Here is a 14,495-nt window from a genome sequence, read left to right on the forward strand (position 1 = left end):
ACGATATGCAACCTGAAAGCAAAGTTACGATCGCAATCCCAACTTACAATCGCTCGGAATTACTAAAAGCTAGCCTTGAGAGTGCATTGGCACAGGACTATCGAGATTACCAAGTGCTTGTATTGGATAATGCTTCTGAAGATGATATAGAGGCGGTTGTCCGCTCATTCGCAGATCCACGAATCACTTATGTCCGCAACGAAACCAATATTGGCATCTTTGGCAATTGGCAGCTGGCTGTTGAGCTAAATTCTAGCCCTTATCTCAGTATCTTGTCGGACGATGATATTTTGCTACCCAGCTTCATCCGTGAATCTGTCTTAGCATTAGATAACCATCCAAATGTTGGTTTCTCGGTTGCCCAAGCTGGGTTTATTGACATTTATAATGTCCGAGTGGATGTAACAAAGACGGAACTTTCCGACAACTTCCCAGTAGGAGCAATCGACGGGCTAGAGTTCATTCACCAAATTGTTGATGGGCAAAAATGGATTTTGCGTACCTCAGCTGTCATGTTTCGTGCTTATGCACTTGCAGTAGTTGGCACATTTGACATTCCGCATTCTAAGTATATGCTAGACCTGAACTTATACTTGCGGATAGCGGCGCAATTCGACATCTTCTTTATTGCTCAAGAGTTAGCGCAAGTCCGGTTTCACGTCGAACAGGATTCCCAGGTTAGCTTCCACTCTCCAGGGGGAACAGGTTCGCTGGCTGTGGTAGCAGAACGTACTGATGCGATCGCTTATTTGTTACAGTCACCGCGTGCAGAGGATGCATCTTATCGTCAGTGGCTAGCAGAGCGCCTGTTGTATATAAATGTGCGCCGTAGTGAGTTGACATCTGAACTGATACCTGAACTTAATTTGAGTTGGTCAGAGCGGCTACAGATTGCGATGCGGGAAATTGCATCTGTGATTCCTGCCGGGAAGCGTTTGATTTTGGTCGATGAAAATCAATGGGGCTGCGAGATTCTGGCGGAATTAGATGCTCTACCCTTTTTAGAACATGAAGGTCAGTACTGGGGAGCGCCACTGGATGACGAGATGGCGATCCAAGAACTTGAACGAATGCGTCAAGCAGGAGCAAGTTTTATGATTATTGCCTGGCCGGCCTTCTGGTGGCTTGATTATTACTCTGGTCTCCGAAATTATCTCAGTTCAAATTTCCGCCGCGTTTTAGACAACAGTCGCCTCGTCGTCTTCGATCTCTGTCTGGGAGATTCTCCAACGTTAATTATGTCGCCAGAATAAAACCCTCTTCCCTCCTACCCCCCTGCCCATCTACTTTGCGATCGCTTGTAATTAACTGCAAACTCACTGGATCGAGTTGTCATGAACTGGAAATATGAAAAAGGTAAATTTAATATCCCAAGTCGATGGCTAGCCTGGTCAGGAGTTTTGGCTTTAGCTAGCGCTGGCGGTTGGCTGACCTACTTCTTAGCTTTGAACCAACCTCCTGAACCAGTAGCAGTACGCTTGCTAACTGTGGAGCGAGGTAATGTTGAAACCACAATCAATGAGAGCGGTACTGTTGAGTTACGAGAACAGCGAATCTTGAAGTCCCCAAAAGAGGGTGCAGTCGAACGAGTCATGGTAAAACCTGGTGAGAGGGTAAAACTTGGTCAAGTGCTGCTGACTCTGCGCTACCCTGAGCGAAAAATTGCTCTTACCAATCAGCAGTTGCAAATCCAGCAAGAGCAAATCAACCTAGCACGTAGTCGCCAGAAAATTATTGAAGACCAAGAACGATTAACAGCCGAGGAACGACAACTCCAGAGGCTTGCTCCTCTGGTGCGAGAAGGAGCTATTGCCCAAGAACAAGCCAAAACGCAAGAAGATGCAGTACGCGTTGCTCGCGCTAGTCTGCGAGATAGTCAAGCAGAGGCACGTACAACCGCCCTCAAAATTCAGACTTTGCAATTGGAGCGCCAACTTATTCAACAGCAACTCCAGGATAATATTGTAACTGCACCATTGAATGGCGTAGTCTTGGGTGTGAGTGTAGAAAACGGTGATGGGGTCGAGTTGCGTACTAATCTGCTCACTTTGGGCGATCCTAGAAAAGTCCTGGTGAAACTCCAGCTTTCTACCCTCAACGCTGCTCAAGTTCGGGTTAACCAACTTGCCCGTATTAATGCGATCGGGCCTAATGCCAAGAAATTCTCTGGACGCGTGCAAAGCTTGTATCCTCAAGCACTCAGCCCGGAAGCCCAAAAACAAGATGGTAGCAGTTCAAAACAATCAGAGCAATCAACAGTACCCGCAACGGTTGAGCTTGATAGCCCGACTCGCACACTGCTCCCTGGTAGCAGGGTAAATGTTGAGGTTGTGTTGCAGCAACGGCAGAACGTAGTAGTTTTGAAGACAGACGCAATTGTGCGATCGCAAGCACGCCCCTTTGTATGGGTTCTAGATAGCCAAAATCAAGCCCAAAAACGCACCATTAATCTGGGATTAGAGGGGTTAATGGGCGTAGAAGTAACCTCTGGTTTGCACGCCGACGAACAGGTTATACTGCCGCCCGTTGAGTCGGAACTCAAACCAGGAACGCCAGTTAAGGCAGGGGAGAAAGGGAGCTAGCTTAATCACCCCCCTTAATCCCCCCGATGCATTGGGGGGAAACCAGAAAATCCAGTCCCCTCCCCAATACATACGGGGAGGGTTAGGGAGGGGTAAAAAATATTTGATACATCATTCACGACTTTTCAAACATCCTCTTAGGTAGTTTGGTAAATATGATTAGTAACCCCTCACTTTGGTTAATGAAGCGTTGACATTCTTTCTCCTCTGCCCCCAATCCCCAAGCTAGAGCAAAGCGACTATTATGGCTCTTTCAGCTTTTGACTTATTAAATATTACCTTTCACTCTTTAGGTAGAAACCCCTTGCGTTCTGCTCTGACTACTCTGGGGGTATTTATGGGTGTGGCTGCTGTCAGCGCTACACTTCAGGTTGGTAATATTAGCCGAGATGCGATCGCTCAACAATTAAAAAAACGAGGCGCGCCTCAAGTTTCAGTTTATCCAAATTGGGATTCTGGTGGTCAAGCCACTCAACTCAAGTTGGAAGATATGGAATTCTTACGACAGCGAATGGTGGGCTTGCAGGCGATCAGTTCTTTTAATTGGGGTGGTTCTACGCCAACTATATTTCGGGATAAGGAATTTACTCCAACCTTGTCACCTGTTTCCCAAGATTTTTTGTTGACTTCAGGGAAATCATTGGTGTCAGGACGGTTTTTCACTTCTGAAGATTTTGCCAACTACCGCGCGGTAATAGTAATCGATCAATTGCTGGCAGAACAACTTTTTCAAAAGCAAGAACCTGTAGGTCAGCTGATTTATGCTGGGGACAGACCCTATATTGTCATCGGGGTGGTAGAAACTAGTTTAAATGAAAATGCACCCCCGGCGGGTCAACTGTATGTGCCGATGTCTATTTACAACGCTTTGACTGGTAGCCGCGACATTGGGAGCATCCAAATGCGCCCTTATTCACTTGAAGATATTGAAGAGTTAGGCCAGCAAGCAGAGAAGTTACTGTTACAAAGATTTCCAGGGTACAAATTTAAATTTTGGAATAATGTATCAGATATTATACAGCAGCAGAAAACTCTAGAGATGGCTTCTCAAGGTCTAACAGCAGTAGGAGCGATCGCGCTGTTAGTTGGCGGTGTTGGGATTGCGAATATTATGATTGCCTCGGTAAATGAACGAACCGCTGAAATAGGTTTAAGACGGGCCATAGGTGCAACCCAACGCGAAATCATGCTGCAATTTATTCTAGAGGCGATGCTTTTAAGTTTAATAGGAGGAACAGCGGCTCTGGGAGTAGTGCATGGATTGACTGTTGTAATTACTGATACCTTTAGCTTACCCTATAAATTTGATAGCAAAATTGCAGTGTTGGCTGTGGGTTCAGCGCTACTGGTGGGGGTGGGAGCTAGTTTGCTTCCCGCCGTGCGGGCTAGCCAGATCGATCCAGTAAAAGCCTTGCGCTCATAAGTTTCTTTCTACATGAAGTACAAAGAGGCAGGAGGCAGAAACTTTTTATGTCTGATGTATAAGTTTTGCACTTTGTACTTCATCTACTTAAAAAGTACTGACAACAATTTTCGATTAGATGAAGTATGCATTGCTGTAGGCATCTCTGGTATCGATTAATCACAATTTGGGCCTCGTTCCCAGTCTCCGACTGGGAATGCTCGTCCTTGAGGCTCCGCCTCTCTTGCTGGCGGCAGAGCCGCCAGGAGCAGCATTTCCAGCCAGAGGCTAGAAACGAGGCTTTAAAGGAGTTTCGGCTTAAGTTAACACCAATGGGCAGTGCCGTGCCTTACACCACGCGATATGATGTTATACCGCATCTGAATGGGAACCGCTAATGTCGGTTGTTATATCATGTCCGCTTGATTGCTTATTAAATCCGAAGAACCCCACCCCGCCAAAGCTGTGCTTTGTCTCCCCTCCCCGCCTGCGGGGAGGGGTTGGGGGTGGGGTTCTTTTATTATGGGTAATTTGGCGGACATGATATTATTCGCATAAACATTAGACCTGCCTTGAAAATAGAGGCTGAAACAACGCAAAATCGTTCCAAGAGCATTTTCATTGTTCCTTGTGAGCGCAGCTCATGGAGTCTCTTGCAAAAAGCACTTTTGCAAGAGGGGGAAAAAGGGGTTCATGTTAAAGGGGAAGGGGACAATACAGAACCTTTTCCCCTTCCCCCTTACCCTTTTCCCGACAAATGCCCAGAAGTCTATTGCAATATTCCTCATCAACATTGCAATGTTTCTCATCAACATTACAATGTTCCTCATCAACATTGCAATGTTCTTCATCAACATTGCAATGTTTCTCATCAACATTGCAATGTTTCTCATCAACATTACAATGTTCTTCATCAACATTGCAATGTTCCTCATCAACATTGCAATGTTTCTCATCGAGATTAAAGCAATTGCAAAGAAAAACAGGTACAAACTAAAAATCAAGAGAAATTACTTATATTAGTTTGTTTTTTTAACAAATATAACTTTTCACTAATTTTACTGAACCAAAAAACAGCTTTAGTAAGGCAAAGTAGCTTTAGAAACCTCTCTAAGGAATATATTGATGTCTCGTAAAAAACGTACATCCCGTGTTCTCGAAAAAGCTGAGTTGAGATCCGCTGGACTAAAAGCAATTGATTCAAATATGAGTTTTGATAATGATTGCAATTTGCAAAACTTAAGTCAAGCAATTGAGCAGTTAAGAACTATGCTTAATACTTATAACACTGCTTTAACTGTAATTGATTCTTCCAAAACTCAAATTGATGCGATGGAAAAAACCCTAAGTAATCTTACAGACAAGATGGTAAGAGGGGTTGCTTTTAAATATGGCAAAGATAGCAGCGAATATGAAATGGCGGGTGGGGTTCGCGACAGTGAACGGGTTCGAAAAAGCAGATTGAGCCGCTTAAAAGCTGCTGCTGGAGAAGCATCAGATGAAAATCCTAAAACTACCTAATACAGCCTGGATAAAAGCATCGGATAAAGGTAAATAAATCTTCTTGTCAGGTATGTAGGGCACGCTCAAAGGCTAGTTTGCTAATTAAAATTATTTTCTAAAATACTGCAATTGTTTATGGTTTACCATAACCTATTGCAATTTTTTATGTTTACCAATGCTCTTTGATAAACAACAATTATATACAGCTACTATCATGCATCGTCATGCATATTAGATCGGGGATTTTGTAGCTTTGTCTAAGGTTTTAGACTGCTGAGAGTGTTGCAGGGTAGTGTTTTCAAGCTATTTACTTGTATAAATACTGATTAGAGTTTATAGTGGTACGGTGTTTTCCGTTCCTTGTCTCGGCAGATTCATAACATGACTTATTCTGGCAAATTACAAAAGTATTTTGCGGGCATTTCTTTGTCTGTAATTTTAGTAGGTGACTTAGTTCTCACACAAAAAACTGCTCCAGTTTTAGCCGAAACTATAAATACATCGATCGGTGAATCTGTGACATTCAGTTGCAATGACAGTGAAGCGACAATCGCAGCTAAAAATGGCCCCAAAGTAGTTAATGGAACAGCAAGAATTTACATTGGTTATCAGCAATTCTCTAATAACAAAAACCCTGTAACTATCCGCTTTAATAATGGGATAAAAGCATGGTGTCGTAATGATTACGAGACAACAGGTGACGATGGTACAGGTTACGGATTGTATTGGAATGGAAGTGATGTTTTATATGGCGTTTACTCTTCCACAGGCAGTCAGACAGGTAATGATTTTAGGCGTTTTGCCAGTGGTCGGTGGTTGCCTAGCTATGGTTATGGAGGCGGGCCACAAGCCGCAGTTATAGCCCGGATTAATCCAGCTAATGGCCAGGTTGATTATGCCACATTTTTCTCTTCTAAAAAGTTTGATAATGGCCAAACTAACTCTTTACTTGTCAATTCTCTGTCATGGAATGGCGCAAATTTGACTGTGAAAGCAACGTCATGGTGGACTCCCCGTAACACCTATACAAATTCCATGAATTGCTATGGTGCATCACCTTATGAATACACAGCCGCATTTACAGGCGATTTAAGAACGATGACCTCAGCTTCAGCTGATACTTGTAGCTAAAAGGGAAAATTCAGCTATTAAATTGAGGAAACATATTAGACCTCTTGCAAAAATATATTTTTGCACTCTTAGGGAAAAGGGAAAAGGTTAAAGGGAAAGGATTTTGACTTTTTTTAGCCTTTTCCCCTGCCCCTTATCCTCAGGGGGGCCCCACCTTCCCCTTTACCCCGACTTTTGCAAGAAGTCTATTGTTTCCAGTTGTTTAAGAATTGACAAAAACCCTGGCAAATTCAAGGACAAAAAACTTGGCTATTAATCAATACAGTTCAGTTAAGGATAATTGGAGGTTGGGTTAAACGAAGTGTTACCCAACAAAGCACCGAAAATGTTGGGTTTCGTTTCTCAACCCCACCTCCAAATCTTCTTAACCGAACTATCTCTTTTAGAGGTTGTTTGAAAAGTGTTTGACTGTGATTTTAATTGCGTTGTTACCCCCTTAGTCCCCCCTTGTAAAGCAGGGTGGTTTCATACAAGCAGAGAAAAACTCAAACTGGGTTTCAAAGCCTCTCCCCCCGTGGGGGAGAGGAATGGAAGTGAGGGAAAAAGCTATACCACAAAACGAGAAATCAAGACTTATGTATTTTTCTTTTTTCGTATGAAAGCACCCCCCTTAGTCCCCCCTTGTAAAGGGGGGAAACAAGAAAAATCCGGTTCCCTCCCCAATACATACGGGGAGGGTTAGGGAGGGGTAAAAAATATTTGATACATCAATCACGACTTTTCAAACATCCTCTAACAGCTAATTACTCGGACATGATATAAGCTAATAGAAAATAAAGCTTTTTTAAACCCGCGTGGGCGGGTTTAGTCTGTGTAGATGCAGTTTCTAACCGTCGATTGAACTTCCGAGTCTTAACTCCCGAATTCTGCTGCATCTGCCTCTAATTGTTTCCATTTGGACGCTGAATAATTGTCTCCACCACCCGCCGCTTGGCTTTGGGATCGATACCTACTAAGCGCACATACTCACCGCTATATTCTGACAAAGTTGCCTCTAAATTTGAGATGGCATCAGACTCGGCATCAATGTGGCTATGAACACAAGTTTGCCAAGAACCTGTGCGGAAGCGGCGCTCATCTACGTGTTCAATACTAATTTTGTAACCTTGAGACAATAATTGCCGAATCTGTTCTTGTGTCTCTAAAGTTAAATGGGCACTTGATGCTTGCTGTTTCTGGAATCCATTAGTTTTTACTTCTTTGGTTGCGCCATTTGACGGCTGACTAGTTGGTGTTACAACAGCAGGTGGTGTTGATTGAGAATTTCTACCTCGATTGAGTCGATTGTAATCATCAACCAAATGGGAACTTTCCACCCGTTTTTGTTCGCCAACTAGGAAGTTTCCAGACTCGATTAAATGAGACAGCCTGAAATCTGGCTTTTTAAATTCTGGTGGGCCTTTAACGCTGTTAACCACACTCAAGGATATCTGCTCAAAACCCACTTTATGAATGTAGTTGCGGATTTGTTCGTCATAAATGCGCGATCGCAAAGCGCTAAAAAAGTCAATAGACTGATTGACAAAAGTATCAACTAGCTGTTCAACTTCTTTCTGTGACAGTCCATCCTGTTCAAAAATCCCCTTGACAATTCCCACCTTGTCATCTCTATCTGGTTCCCAGTAGAATTTCTCCATCCGTCCATCCCGAATTAACGGTGCATAGAGGGTAGAAAAATCATTACCTGTGACAATAATCGGCACACGATGTAAAGGTGTGGAATCATAGCTTCCCGGCAATTGCACATCTGTGGGATTATCAGCAATATTCATCAGTGTGGCATTCACCAACTGCGTGTTTACAGTATATTGAGTGCCTTCATCAAAGCGTCCAGCACCTGCATCTAAATCGTTAATCATCAGTACACACATTTTGCCGCGTACTTTAATCAGTTCTGCTGTTTCCCGATAGCGCAACCGAATCAACCGCGCTGGATCTCCGGCATCTGGACTTTCCAATTCGCCGCCAGATACGTGAGTTACTTCGATACCCATTTTCTCGAAGACTAATTGACATTGAAATGTTTTACCTTCTCCTTTGCGTCCATGAATACCCAATATCACGGGAACTCGCACGCCAGGAAGCTTCAGAAAGTTTTTAGTGATGTGGACAGCAAGTTTGTCCAAAAAGCGGGGAGCGATGTAGTAACCCATGAGTTTATGTGATGAAAAACTAACACTTATAAGGTTAATGTTAAGTTTTTTTTGGGGATAGCGATCGCTTTTCTTTCAGACAAGCTTGGGCTTGTTAATTTGTTCAGTTTATTAGACATCTTGCAAAAGTTATTTTTGCAAGAGCTTGGGGAAAGGTTAAAGGGTTTAAATCAGTGAACAGTGAACAGTGAACAGTTATCATAGTTTCAGTCGGAGATTTGACCCCGACTGAAACACGCCATTTTTAGAAATGGGGGACTCTAACTCCCAAAGGAAAAATTAACTGATAACTGATAACTGATAACTGTTGAACACGCTCCCAAGCATGGAATCGTGAAAACTGCTGTTGTTTGGTAGTGGCAAAGATTTGATTACAATATCAAATAACTTTGATAAGCCATTAGAATAATTCCAAGATTACTTAGATTAACTGATTTTTTAGAATAGAGCGTGTTTTTAAACACGCTCCAGTATTACATATCGCTACAGTTAATGGAAATCGTTTGTATCTAGTACGTCTGACTACCCAAAATGTCTTTCAAAGCAAGCAACGCCTCTTCTGTTAGTGTATTCGGGTTGTTAGGATCGTTAGGCAATATAATACCGCGCTTTGCAAGAGCAGCAATAATTTTAGGGTTTAGTAATACTGAATCAGGAGGCGTTACTCCACCGTATACACTTTTCAATTCCTGATCATCTGTTATTTCCTCAATAAACATAACTGGAGCTTGATTTAAATCGATGTTATATTTAATTTTGTTTTTAGTCATAAATCACGTCCTACTTACGCATTTTTAACTAGTTTTTGCATGCATACTGAATGTAACATCTGGAAAAATGAGAAATCAAGGATTTATACAAAACATCCTACTTTTTTGATTAATGCAATTAGGCAAGGGCTGGGGACGCGATCGCACTTCCTGACGGTGTGTCAGTTGGAAAATGTTCAGCCCAGCGTTGTCGGTGGCTTTTCATATTATGGCAAAATCGATTGTAAAAAACCTTGAACGTGTAGTCTCAACGTTACAATTGGCCCAATACTTTATTTACACCTGTTATGGTTTAACATCGCTTTTTATTTAATTTTACTTTTGTAATGCTGATGGATACTTGTAATATGGGAATTCAAATTTAACTATGGAAACACAACCGATACAAGTAATTGGAGGTGGACTAGCTGGGACAGAAGCAGCTTGGCAAATAGCCCAAGCTGGAGTGCCAGTAATTCTGCATGAAATGCGTCCAAAGCGATTTAGTCCGGCTCATCATACAGAACATTTAGCAGAATTAGTGTGTAGTAATTCCTTTGGGGCAATGGCAAGCGATCGCGCGGCGGGATTATTGCACGAAGAATTACGCCAACTTGGTTCGATCGTCATCTCAAAAGCTGATGAACACGCAGTTCCGGCTGGCGGGGCACTAGCCGTAGACAGGGGACAATTTGGCCAAGATTTAACTGAAACTTTAGCAAGTCATCCTTTAGTTGAATTCCGTCGGGGTGAAGTGTCTGCGATTCCTGAAGGGATTGTGGTTATGGCAACCGGGCCTTTAACTAGTCCCGACTTAGCAGAAGATTTGCAGCGCTTTACGGGGATGGAATACCTGAGCTTTTTTGATGCAGCTAGCCCGATTATCGTCGGAGAATCGATTAATCGTGACATTGCTTTTATGGCATCACGTTATGACAAAGGTGAAGCTGCTTATCTCAACTGCCCAATGAATAAAGAGCAGTACTTGCACTTTCGAGAAGAACTCTGTAAAGCTGAACAAACAGAACTCAAGGGTTTTGAACGAGAAACAGCGAAATTTTTTGAAGCTTGTTTACCCATAGAAGAACTAGCCCAGCGCGGGGAAGATACCATGCGTTACGGCCCCTTGAAGCCAGTGGGATTGTCAGATACTCGCACAGGGGAACGTCCTTATGCTGTGGTGCAGTTACGACAAGAAGATAAAGCTGGTCAACTGTGGAACATGGTAGGATTTCAAACTAATCTGCGTTGGGGTGAGCAAAAGCGAATCTTTCAGTTAATTCCCAGTTTAGAAAAAGCAGAGTTTGTCAGACTGGGAGTAATGCACCGCAACACTTTTATTAATGCTCCCCAGTTAATGCATCCTACCTTGCAATTTAAAGAGCGTCCAACATTATTAGCCGCTGGACAATTGATTGGTACTGAAGGTTATACCGCTGCTGCTGCGGGTGGTTGCTTGGCAGGAATTAATGCCGCGCGATTAGCCTTGGGTAAAGAAGCTTTGGTTTTACCACCAACAACAATGATCGGTGCGTTATTAGAATTTATTAGTTCCGCTTCGCCGAAACATTTCCAACCAATGCCGCCTAACTTTGGGATTTTTCCCGATTTAGGAATGAAAATCAAAAGTAAACCAGAGCGTTATGGACGTTACCGCGATCGCTCTTTAGCTGATTTGGCAGCCTGGAAAGCTAATCGTAATTAATGGGCATTGGGCACAAGGGGCAGAGGGGCAGAGGGAAAAGACTTGCAGCAACTTCTTTGCTGCTCCCACGCTTCCTATTCTTTATATAGTCAGTAGACCAAAAAGTTTTGCGATCGCTGCGGCGGGCGTAGCCATTTCAACGGTAGACTGCTCATTTCAACTGGGTTTAGCCTAAAATCTACTCAAACCTAACTCAGACACCCTTTAGATTTTGCTTTACAAATTACCTCATTAATTATACTCTCATAAGAGTAAGAAATAAGCCCTAAGATATGCTTTATGATTTTTGAATCTAAAATTGCTTATTGAGGTAAATACAATATGCAAGTGACTGCAATCAAGTCTGTTGTGAAGGATTTTGTCATCTCAATTGGTTTATATAGACCCATTAGAAATTTATATCGCTTTTTAAATCAAAAACAGTTAAAAAATGATTTTGAATATTTTCAAAAAGAAATTTCTTTCTTCTCAAAGCTATTAGATGCTGATAGTCTCTGCTTCGATGTTGGTGCAAACATAGGTAAAAAATCAGAGGCTTTTCTTCTAGTAGGTGCAAGAGTTGTGGCATTTGAACCACAGCCCCAATGCATGAGAGAATTAAAAGCTCGATGCAGTCATTATGGCAATAAGTTTCATGCCGTTCAGAATGCCGTTGGTGCAGAACCTGGAGAAGCAACATTGTACACTCGCGAACGAAGTGGAATTGCAAGTTTTCATGAGGATTGGATAAGCCCAGTACAAAGCAGTATTCAAGTTCCTATTACCACTCTTGATCGCGCAATTGATGAATTTGGAAAACCAGACTATTGCAAAATTGATGTTGAAGGGTGGGAGCTTGAAGTTTTAAAAGGGCTGACACAACCAATTCCTTTACTGTCATTTGAATATCATATAATAGAGCGCGAAATTAACACCACTTGTGCTTGTATAGATTACCTATCCAATCTGGGAAAGATACTGATTAATGTTGTACCTGCTGAAATGCATTCATTTGTATTTCAAGAATGGTTGCCTCCAGATGAGTTTCTCAAGCGCTTTCCTGAAGATATAGTAGACCTTGGGAAAGACGACTACGGTGAGATTTGGGTTCGTAGTTGCTAATCACATTTTGTTCACATTAAGACAATTGCTATACGTGCATTCATACATCTCACCCCTCCACCTACCTGCTCAATGCTGACACAGATAGAATCTTTGTGTTACAACGTGGCAGACCAATTTGATACATAGTGTTGGAGTGGGTGAATCAGATTTTGGGAATAATCCTCATAGTGTTTGAAAGTATCGTTTTGATTAGGTTCGCACTATGAGAGGGCGATTTCTAGAAAAAAAGCAGATTTATTGCTGTTTATGTATTGTATTTTGCTGCGTTTTGTGGATTTGTTTGGGATTAATTCCAGCCGATGCAACGTCTACAGGGTCTATTGATACTCTGCGACAACAGCAGCAACAAATGAACCAGCAGCGTCAGGGTGTAGTTGGAGAGCGCGATCGCTTAACTAATCTTCAACAAGAGGCCCAAAAACACCTCATTGGTTTAAAGCAAAATCTACAAACTACAGATAGCTATCTGCAAGAGAGCGAATCACGATTACAACTTGCTACCCAACGCCTCCAACAGTTAGAAACTGATTTAGATGTGGCAGAACGTTCATATCAGGAGCGGCAAATCGCAACAGTAGCACGATTGCGTTATCTCCAGCGATCGCCTGCTTCTGCTGGATGGGCAGTTTTGCTTGAAAGTGAAAATATCAACGACTTTTTCAGCCGTCGTCATCAGTTGAAGTTAGTGTTTCAGGCAGACCAACAAATTTTGGCAAAACTCAACACCCAAGCAAACTCGATCGACAAACAAAAAACGGAAGTAGAACAGCAAAAAAACGAAATTGGCTTAATTCGCGAGCAACTTTTGGCACAAAAAGCCGATTATCAAACCCAGGCGCAATCACAATCAGAATTGATTCAACGCCTGAATAGCGATCGCTTGGCCTTAGAAGCCGCACAAAATCAGCTAGAAAGAGAATCGAAAAATCTGGAAGTCTTGATTCAACAAAAGGTAGCAGAAGCTCAAGGAAAAACCAACAGCAGAACAGGTATGATCATTCGGGGAACTGGTGTAATGGCATATCCTAGCGATGCTTCTACTAGTAGTCCCTTTGGCTGGCGGGTTCACCCTATTCTTGGCTATCGTCGCTTTCATGCCGGGTTGGATTTTGCCGCCAGCTATGGCAGTAAAATTCGGGCAGCCGATTCGGGAACAGTAATTTTTGCTGGGTGGTATGGTGGTTATGGCAGAGCGCTAATTATCGATCACGGTAATGGCATGACTACACTTTACGGTCATACCAGCGAGTTATATGTTTCTGAAGGACAAGCAGTTGAACGTGGACAAGCGATCGCTGCTGTCGGTTCCACAGGTTTCTCAACTGGCCCCCATCTCCACTTTGAAGTTCGTCGGAATGGTACACCCGTAGACCCTGCTAATTATCTTTAAGACTGCGAATTTTATCACAGACGTGCTATAATAAGGAAGCATAAGGGCGCGTGGCTCAGTGGATAGAGCAACAGATTCCGGTTCTGTGGGTCGGGGGTTCAAATCCCTCCGCGCTCGTTACCTTTCGTCGATTGCCAAATTGTTTGTCCGCATTGACAAATTAATGGCTGACTTATGAAGCACGAATTAATCCTGAGTTGCCATCTGACACTCTTTTAGAAAAGAGTGAATGGCAACGCCAGTCGCCTCAAGTCGGGAAACCCGCCCACGGCGCTGGCTTATCTTTATGCGCCACTATCAATCAAAATCCTATCCCACCTGGGACGCCATCATCTTTACACCAAGCAGTACTAATGATTGCCCGACAGGCGTGGCTTTTTAGGTCATAAAGGCGATGGTGAACCTGGAGTGAAAACCATTTGGCGTGGGTTGCGGCGATTACACGACATTGCTCCTACCTGGAAACTTCTCCACTGAGATTCTCCAGATGACGTTTGTTGTTAACGATTGCCTCCGACACGCTATGCGATCGCACTATATCTTTCTACATCTTTTGTCTCTAAAATCAATCATTCTGCTGTTGTTTAATTCTGTCATTGCTTCACAGTCTGCCTTACAACAATAGACCTCTTGGAAAAATATATTTTTGCACTCTTAGGGAAAAGGGTGCATGTTAAAGGGAAAGAATTTTGAGTTTCTTTACCCTTTTCCCCTGCCCCTTATCCCCAGAGGGGGCCCCACCTTCCCCTTTACCCCGACAAATGCCAAGAAGTCTA

13 protein-coding genes, 1 tRNA gene and 1 pseudogene are annotated in these 14,495 nt (G+C 42.9%); 13 read left to right on the forward strand and 2 right to left on the reverse strand.

Features of this window, described 5'->3' with window-relative positions; all coding sequences use genetic code 11:
• Window positions 1-5 precede the first annotated feature (5 nt).
• The 6 genes from RMY16_RS08185 (at window position 6) to RMY16_RS08210 (ending at window position 6,618) form a co-directional block, all read left to right on the forward strand.
• The gene (locus RMY16_RS08185) at window positions 6-1,253 is read left to right on the forward strand and encodes a glycosyltransferase family A protein (RefSeq protein WP_322735960.1); all 1,248 of its coding nucleotides are present in this window, start codon (window positions 6-8) and stop codon (window positions 1,251-1,253) included.
• Between the two features lie 81 nt (window positions 1,254-1,334).
• The gene (locus RMY16_RS08190) at window positions 1,335-2,582 is read left to right on the forward strand and encodes an efflux RND transporter periplasmic adaptor subunit (protein ID WP_322735961.1); all 1,248 of its coding nucleotides are present in this window, start codon (window positions 1,335-1,337) and stop codon (window positions 2,580-2,582) included.
• A 244-nt stretch (window positions 2,583-2,826) separates the two neighbouring features.
• The gene (locus tag RMY16_RS08195) at window positions 2,827-4,005 is read left to right on the forward strand and encodes an ABC transporter permease (protein WP_322735962.1); all 1,179 of its coding nucleotides are present in this window, start codon (window positions 2,827-2,829) and stop codon (window positions 4,003-4,005) included.
• Between the two features lie 609 nt (window positions 4,006-4,614).
• Window positions 4,615-5,007: a hypothetical protein gene (locus tag RMY16_RS08200; protein WP_322735963.1), complete on the forward strand. Its 393-nt coding sequence runs from the start codon at window positions 4,615-4,617 to the stop codon at window positions 5,005-5,007.
• A gap of 102 nt (window positions 5,008-5,109) precedes the next feature.
• Window positions 5,110-5,505: a hypothetical protein gene (locus RMY16_RS08205; RefSeq protein WP_322665752.1), complete on the forward strand. Its 396-nt coding sequence runs from the start codon at window positions 5,110-5,112 to the stop codon at window positions 5,503-5,505.
• 363 nt (window positions 5,506-5,868) lie between these two features.
• Window positions 5,869-6,618, forward strand: coding sequence for a hypothetical protein (locus tag RMY16_RS08210; protein ID WP_322735964.1), 750 nt, complete (start codon window positions 5,869-5,871; stop codon window positions 6,616-6,618).
• Window positions 6,619-7,499: 881 nt separating this feature from the next.
• Here RMY16_RS08210 and RMY16_RS08215 read toward each other — a convergent pair.
• Both RMY16_RS08215 and RMY16_RS08220 read right to left on the reverse strand, forming a co-directional pair.
• Window positions 7,500-8,771 carry a ribulose bisphosphate carboxylase small subunit gene (locus RMY16_RS08215; protein ID WP_322669458.1) on the reverse strand — a complete coding sequence of 424 codons (1,272 nt, stop codon included), beginning with the start codon at window positions 8,769-8,771 and terminating at the stop codon, window positions 7,500-7,502.
• 509 nt (window positions 8,772-9,280) lie between these two features.
• Window positions 9,281-9,541, reverse strand: a complete 261-nt coding sequence (locus RMY16_RS08220; RefSeq protein ID WP_322735965.1) for a hypothetical protein — start codon at window positions 9,539-9,541, stop codon at window positions 9,281-9,283.
• Window positions 9,542-9,646: 105 nt separating this feature from the next.
• Here RMY16_RS08220 and RMY16_RS08225 point away from each other — a divergent pair, with 105 nt between their 5' ends.
• The 7 genes and pseudogenes from RMY16_RS08225 to RMY16_RS08255 all read left to right on the forward strand — a co-directional run bounded on the left by RMY16_RS08225 (window position 9,647) and on the right by RMY16_RS08255 (window position 14,344).
• Window positions 9,647-9,778: a hypothetical protein gene (locus RMY16_RS08225; RefSeq protein WP_322735966.1), complete on the forward strand. Its 132-nt coding sequence runs from the start codon at window positions 9,647-9,649 to the stop codon at window positions 9,776-9,778.
• A 130-nt stretch (window positions 9,779-9,908) separates the two neighbouring features.
• Window positions 9,909-11,225 (forward strand): FADH(2)-oxidizing methylenetetrahydrofolate--tRNA-(uracil(54)-C(5))-methyltransferase TrmFO, encoded by a 1,317-nt coding sequence (gene trmFO, locus RMY16_RS08230; protein WP_322735967.1) that lies wholly within the window; start codon window positions 9,909-9,911, stop codon window positions 11,223-11,225.
• Between the two features lie 321 nt (window positions 11,226-11,546).
• Window positions 11,547-12,326, forward strand: a complete 780-nt coding sequence (locus RMY16_RS08235; RefSeq protein ID WP_322735969.1) for an FkbM family methyltransferase — start codon at window positions 11,547-11,549, stop codon at window positions 12,324-12,326.
• A gap of 205 nt (window positions 12,327-12,531) precedes the next feature.
• Window positions 12,532-13,719, forward strand: a complete 1,188-nt coding sequence (locus tag RMY16_RS08240; protein ID WP_322735970.1) for a murein hydrolase activator EnvC family protein — start codon at window positions 12,532-12,534, stop codon at window positions 13,717-13,719.
• A gap of 44 nt (window positions 13,720-13,763) precedes the next feature.
• Window positions 13,764-13,836 (forward strand) — tRNA-Arg (locus tag RMY16_RS08245).
• A 47-nt stretch (window positions 13,837-13,883) separates the two neighbouring features.
• Window positions 13,884-14,196 (forward strand): annotated as a pseudogene (locus RMY16_RS08250) (IS4 family transposase); the annotation flags it as partial.
• Window positions 14,197-14,206: 10 nt separating this feature from the next.
• A complete protein-coding gene (locus tag RMY16_RS08255) occupies window positions 14,207-14,344 on the forward strand; it encodes a hypothetical protein (RefSeq protein ID WP_322735971.1) in 138 nt (45 codons plus the stop codon).
• The last annotated feature ends 151 nt before the right edge of the window (window positions 14,345-14,495 follow it).

It is taken from the genome of Nostoc sp. DedQUE12b, from assembly GCF_034530835.1.
Classification (GTDB): Bacteria; Cyanobacteriota; Cyanobacteriia; order Cyanobacteriales; family Nostocaceae; genus Nostoc.

What these genes read in the sequence shown, in the direction of transcription:
- RMY16_RS08195 (WP_322735962.1), top strand. Translation starts at nt 2,827, where the DNA reads ATGGCTCTTTCAGCTTTTGACTTATTAAATATTACCTTTCACTCTTTA.
- RMY16_RS08190 (WP_322735961.1), top strand. Translation starts at nt 1,335, where the DNA reads ATGAACTGGAAATATGAAAAAGGTAAATTTAATATCCCAAGTCGATGG.
- RMY16_RS08255 (WP_322735971.1), top strand. Translation starts at nt 14,207, where the DNA reads ATGACGTTTGTTGTTAACGATTGCCTCCGACACGCTATGCGATCGCAC.
- RMY16_RS08205 (WP_322665752.1), top strand. Translation starts at nt 5,110, where the DNA reads ATGTCTCGTAAAAAACGTACATCCCGTGTTCTCGAAAAAGCTGAGTTG.
- RMY16_RS08220 (WP_322735965.1), bottom strand. Translation starts at nt 9,541, where the DNA reads ATGACTAAAAACAAAATTAAATATAACATCGATTTAAATCAAGCTCCA.
- RMY16_RS08215 (WP_322669458.1), bottom strand. Translation starts at nt 8,771, where the DNA reads ATGGGTTACTACATCGCTCCCCGCTTTTTGGACAAACTTGCTGTCCAC.
- RMY16_RS08185 (WP_322735960.1), top strand. Translation starts at nt 6, where the DNA reads ATGCAACCTGAAAGCAAAGTTACGATCGCAATCCCAACTTACAATCGC.
- RMY16_RS08240 (WP_322735970.1), top strand. Translation starts at nt 12,532, where the DNA reads ATGAGAGGGCGATTTCTAGAAAAAAAGCAGATTTATTGCTGTTTATGT.
- RMY16_RS08235 (WP_322735969.1), top strand. Translation starts at nt 11,547, where the DNA reads ATGCAAGTGACTGCAATCAAGTCTGTTGTGAAGGATTTTGTCATCTCA.
- trmFO (WP_322735967.1), top strand. Translation starts at nt 9,909, where the DNA reads ATGGAAACACAACCGATACAAGTAATTGGAGGTGGACTAGCTGGGACA.
- RMY16_RS08210 (WP_322735964.1), top strand. Translation starts at nt 5,869, where the DNA reads ATGACTTATTCTGGCAAATTACAAAAGTATTTTGCGGGCATTTCTTTG.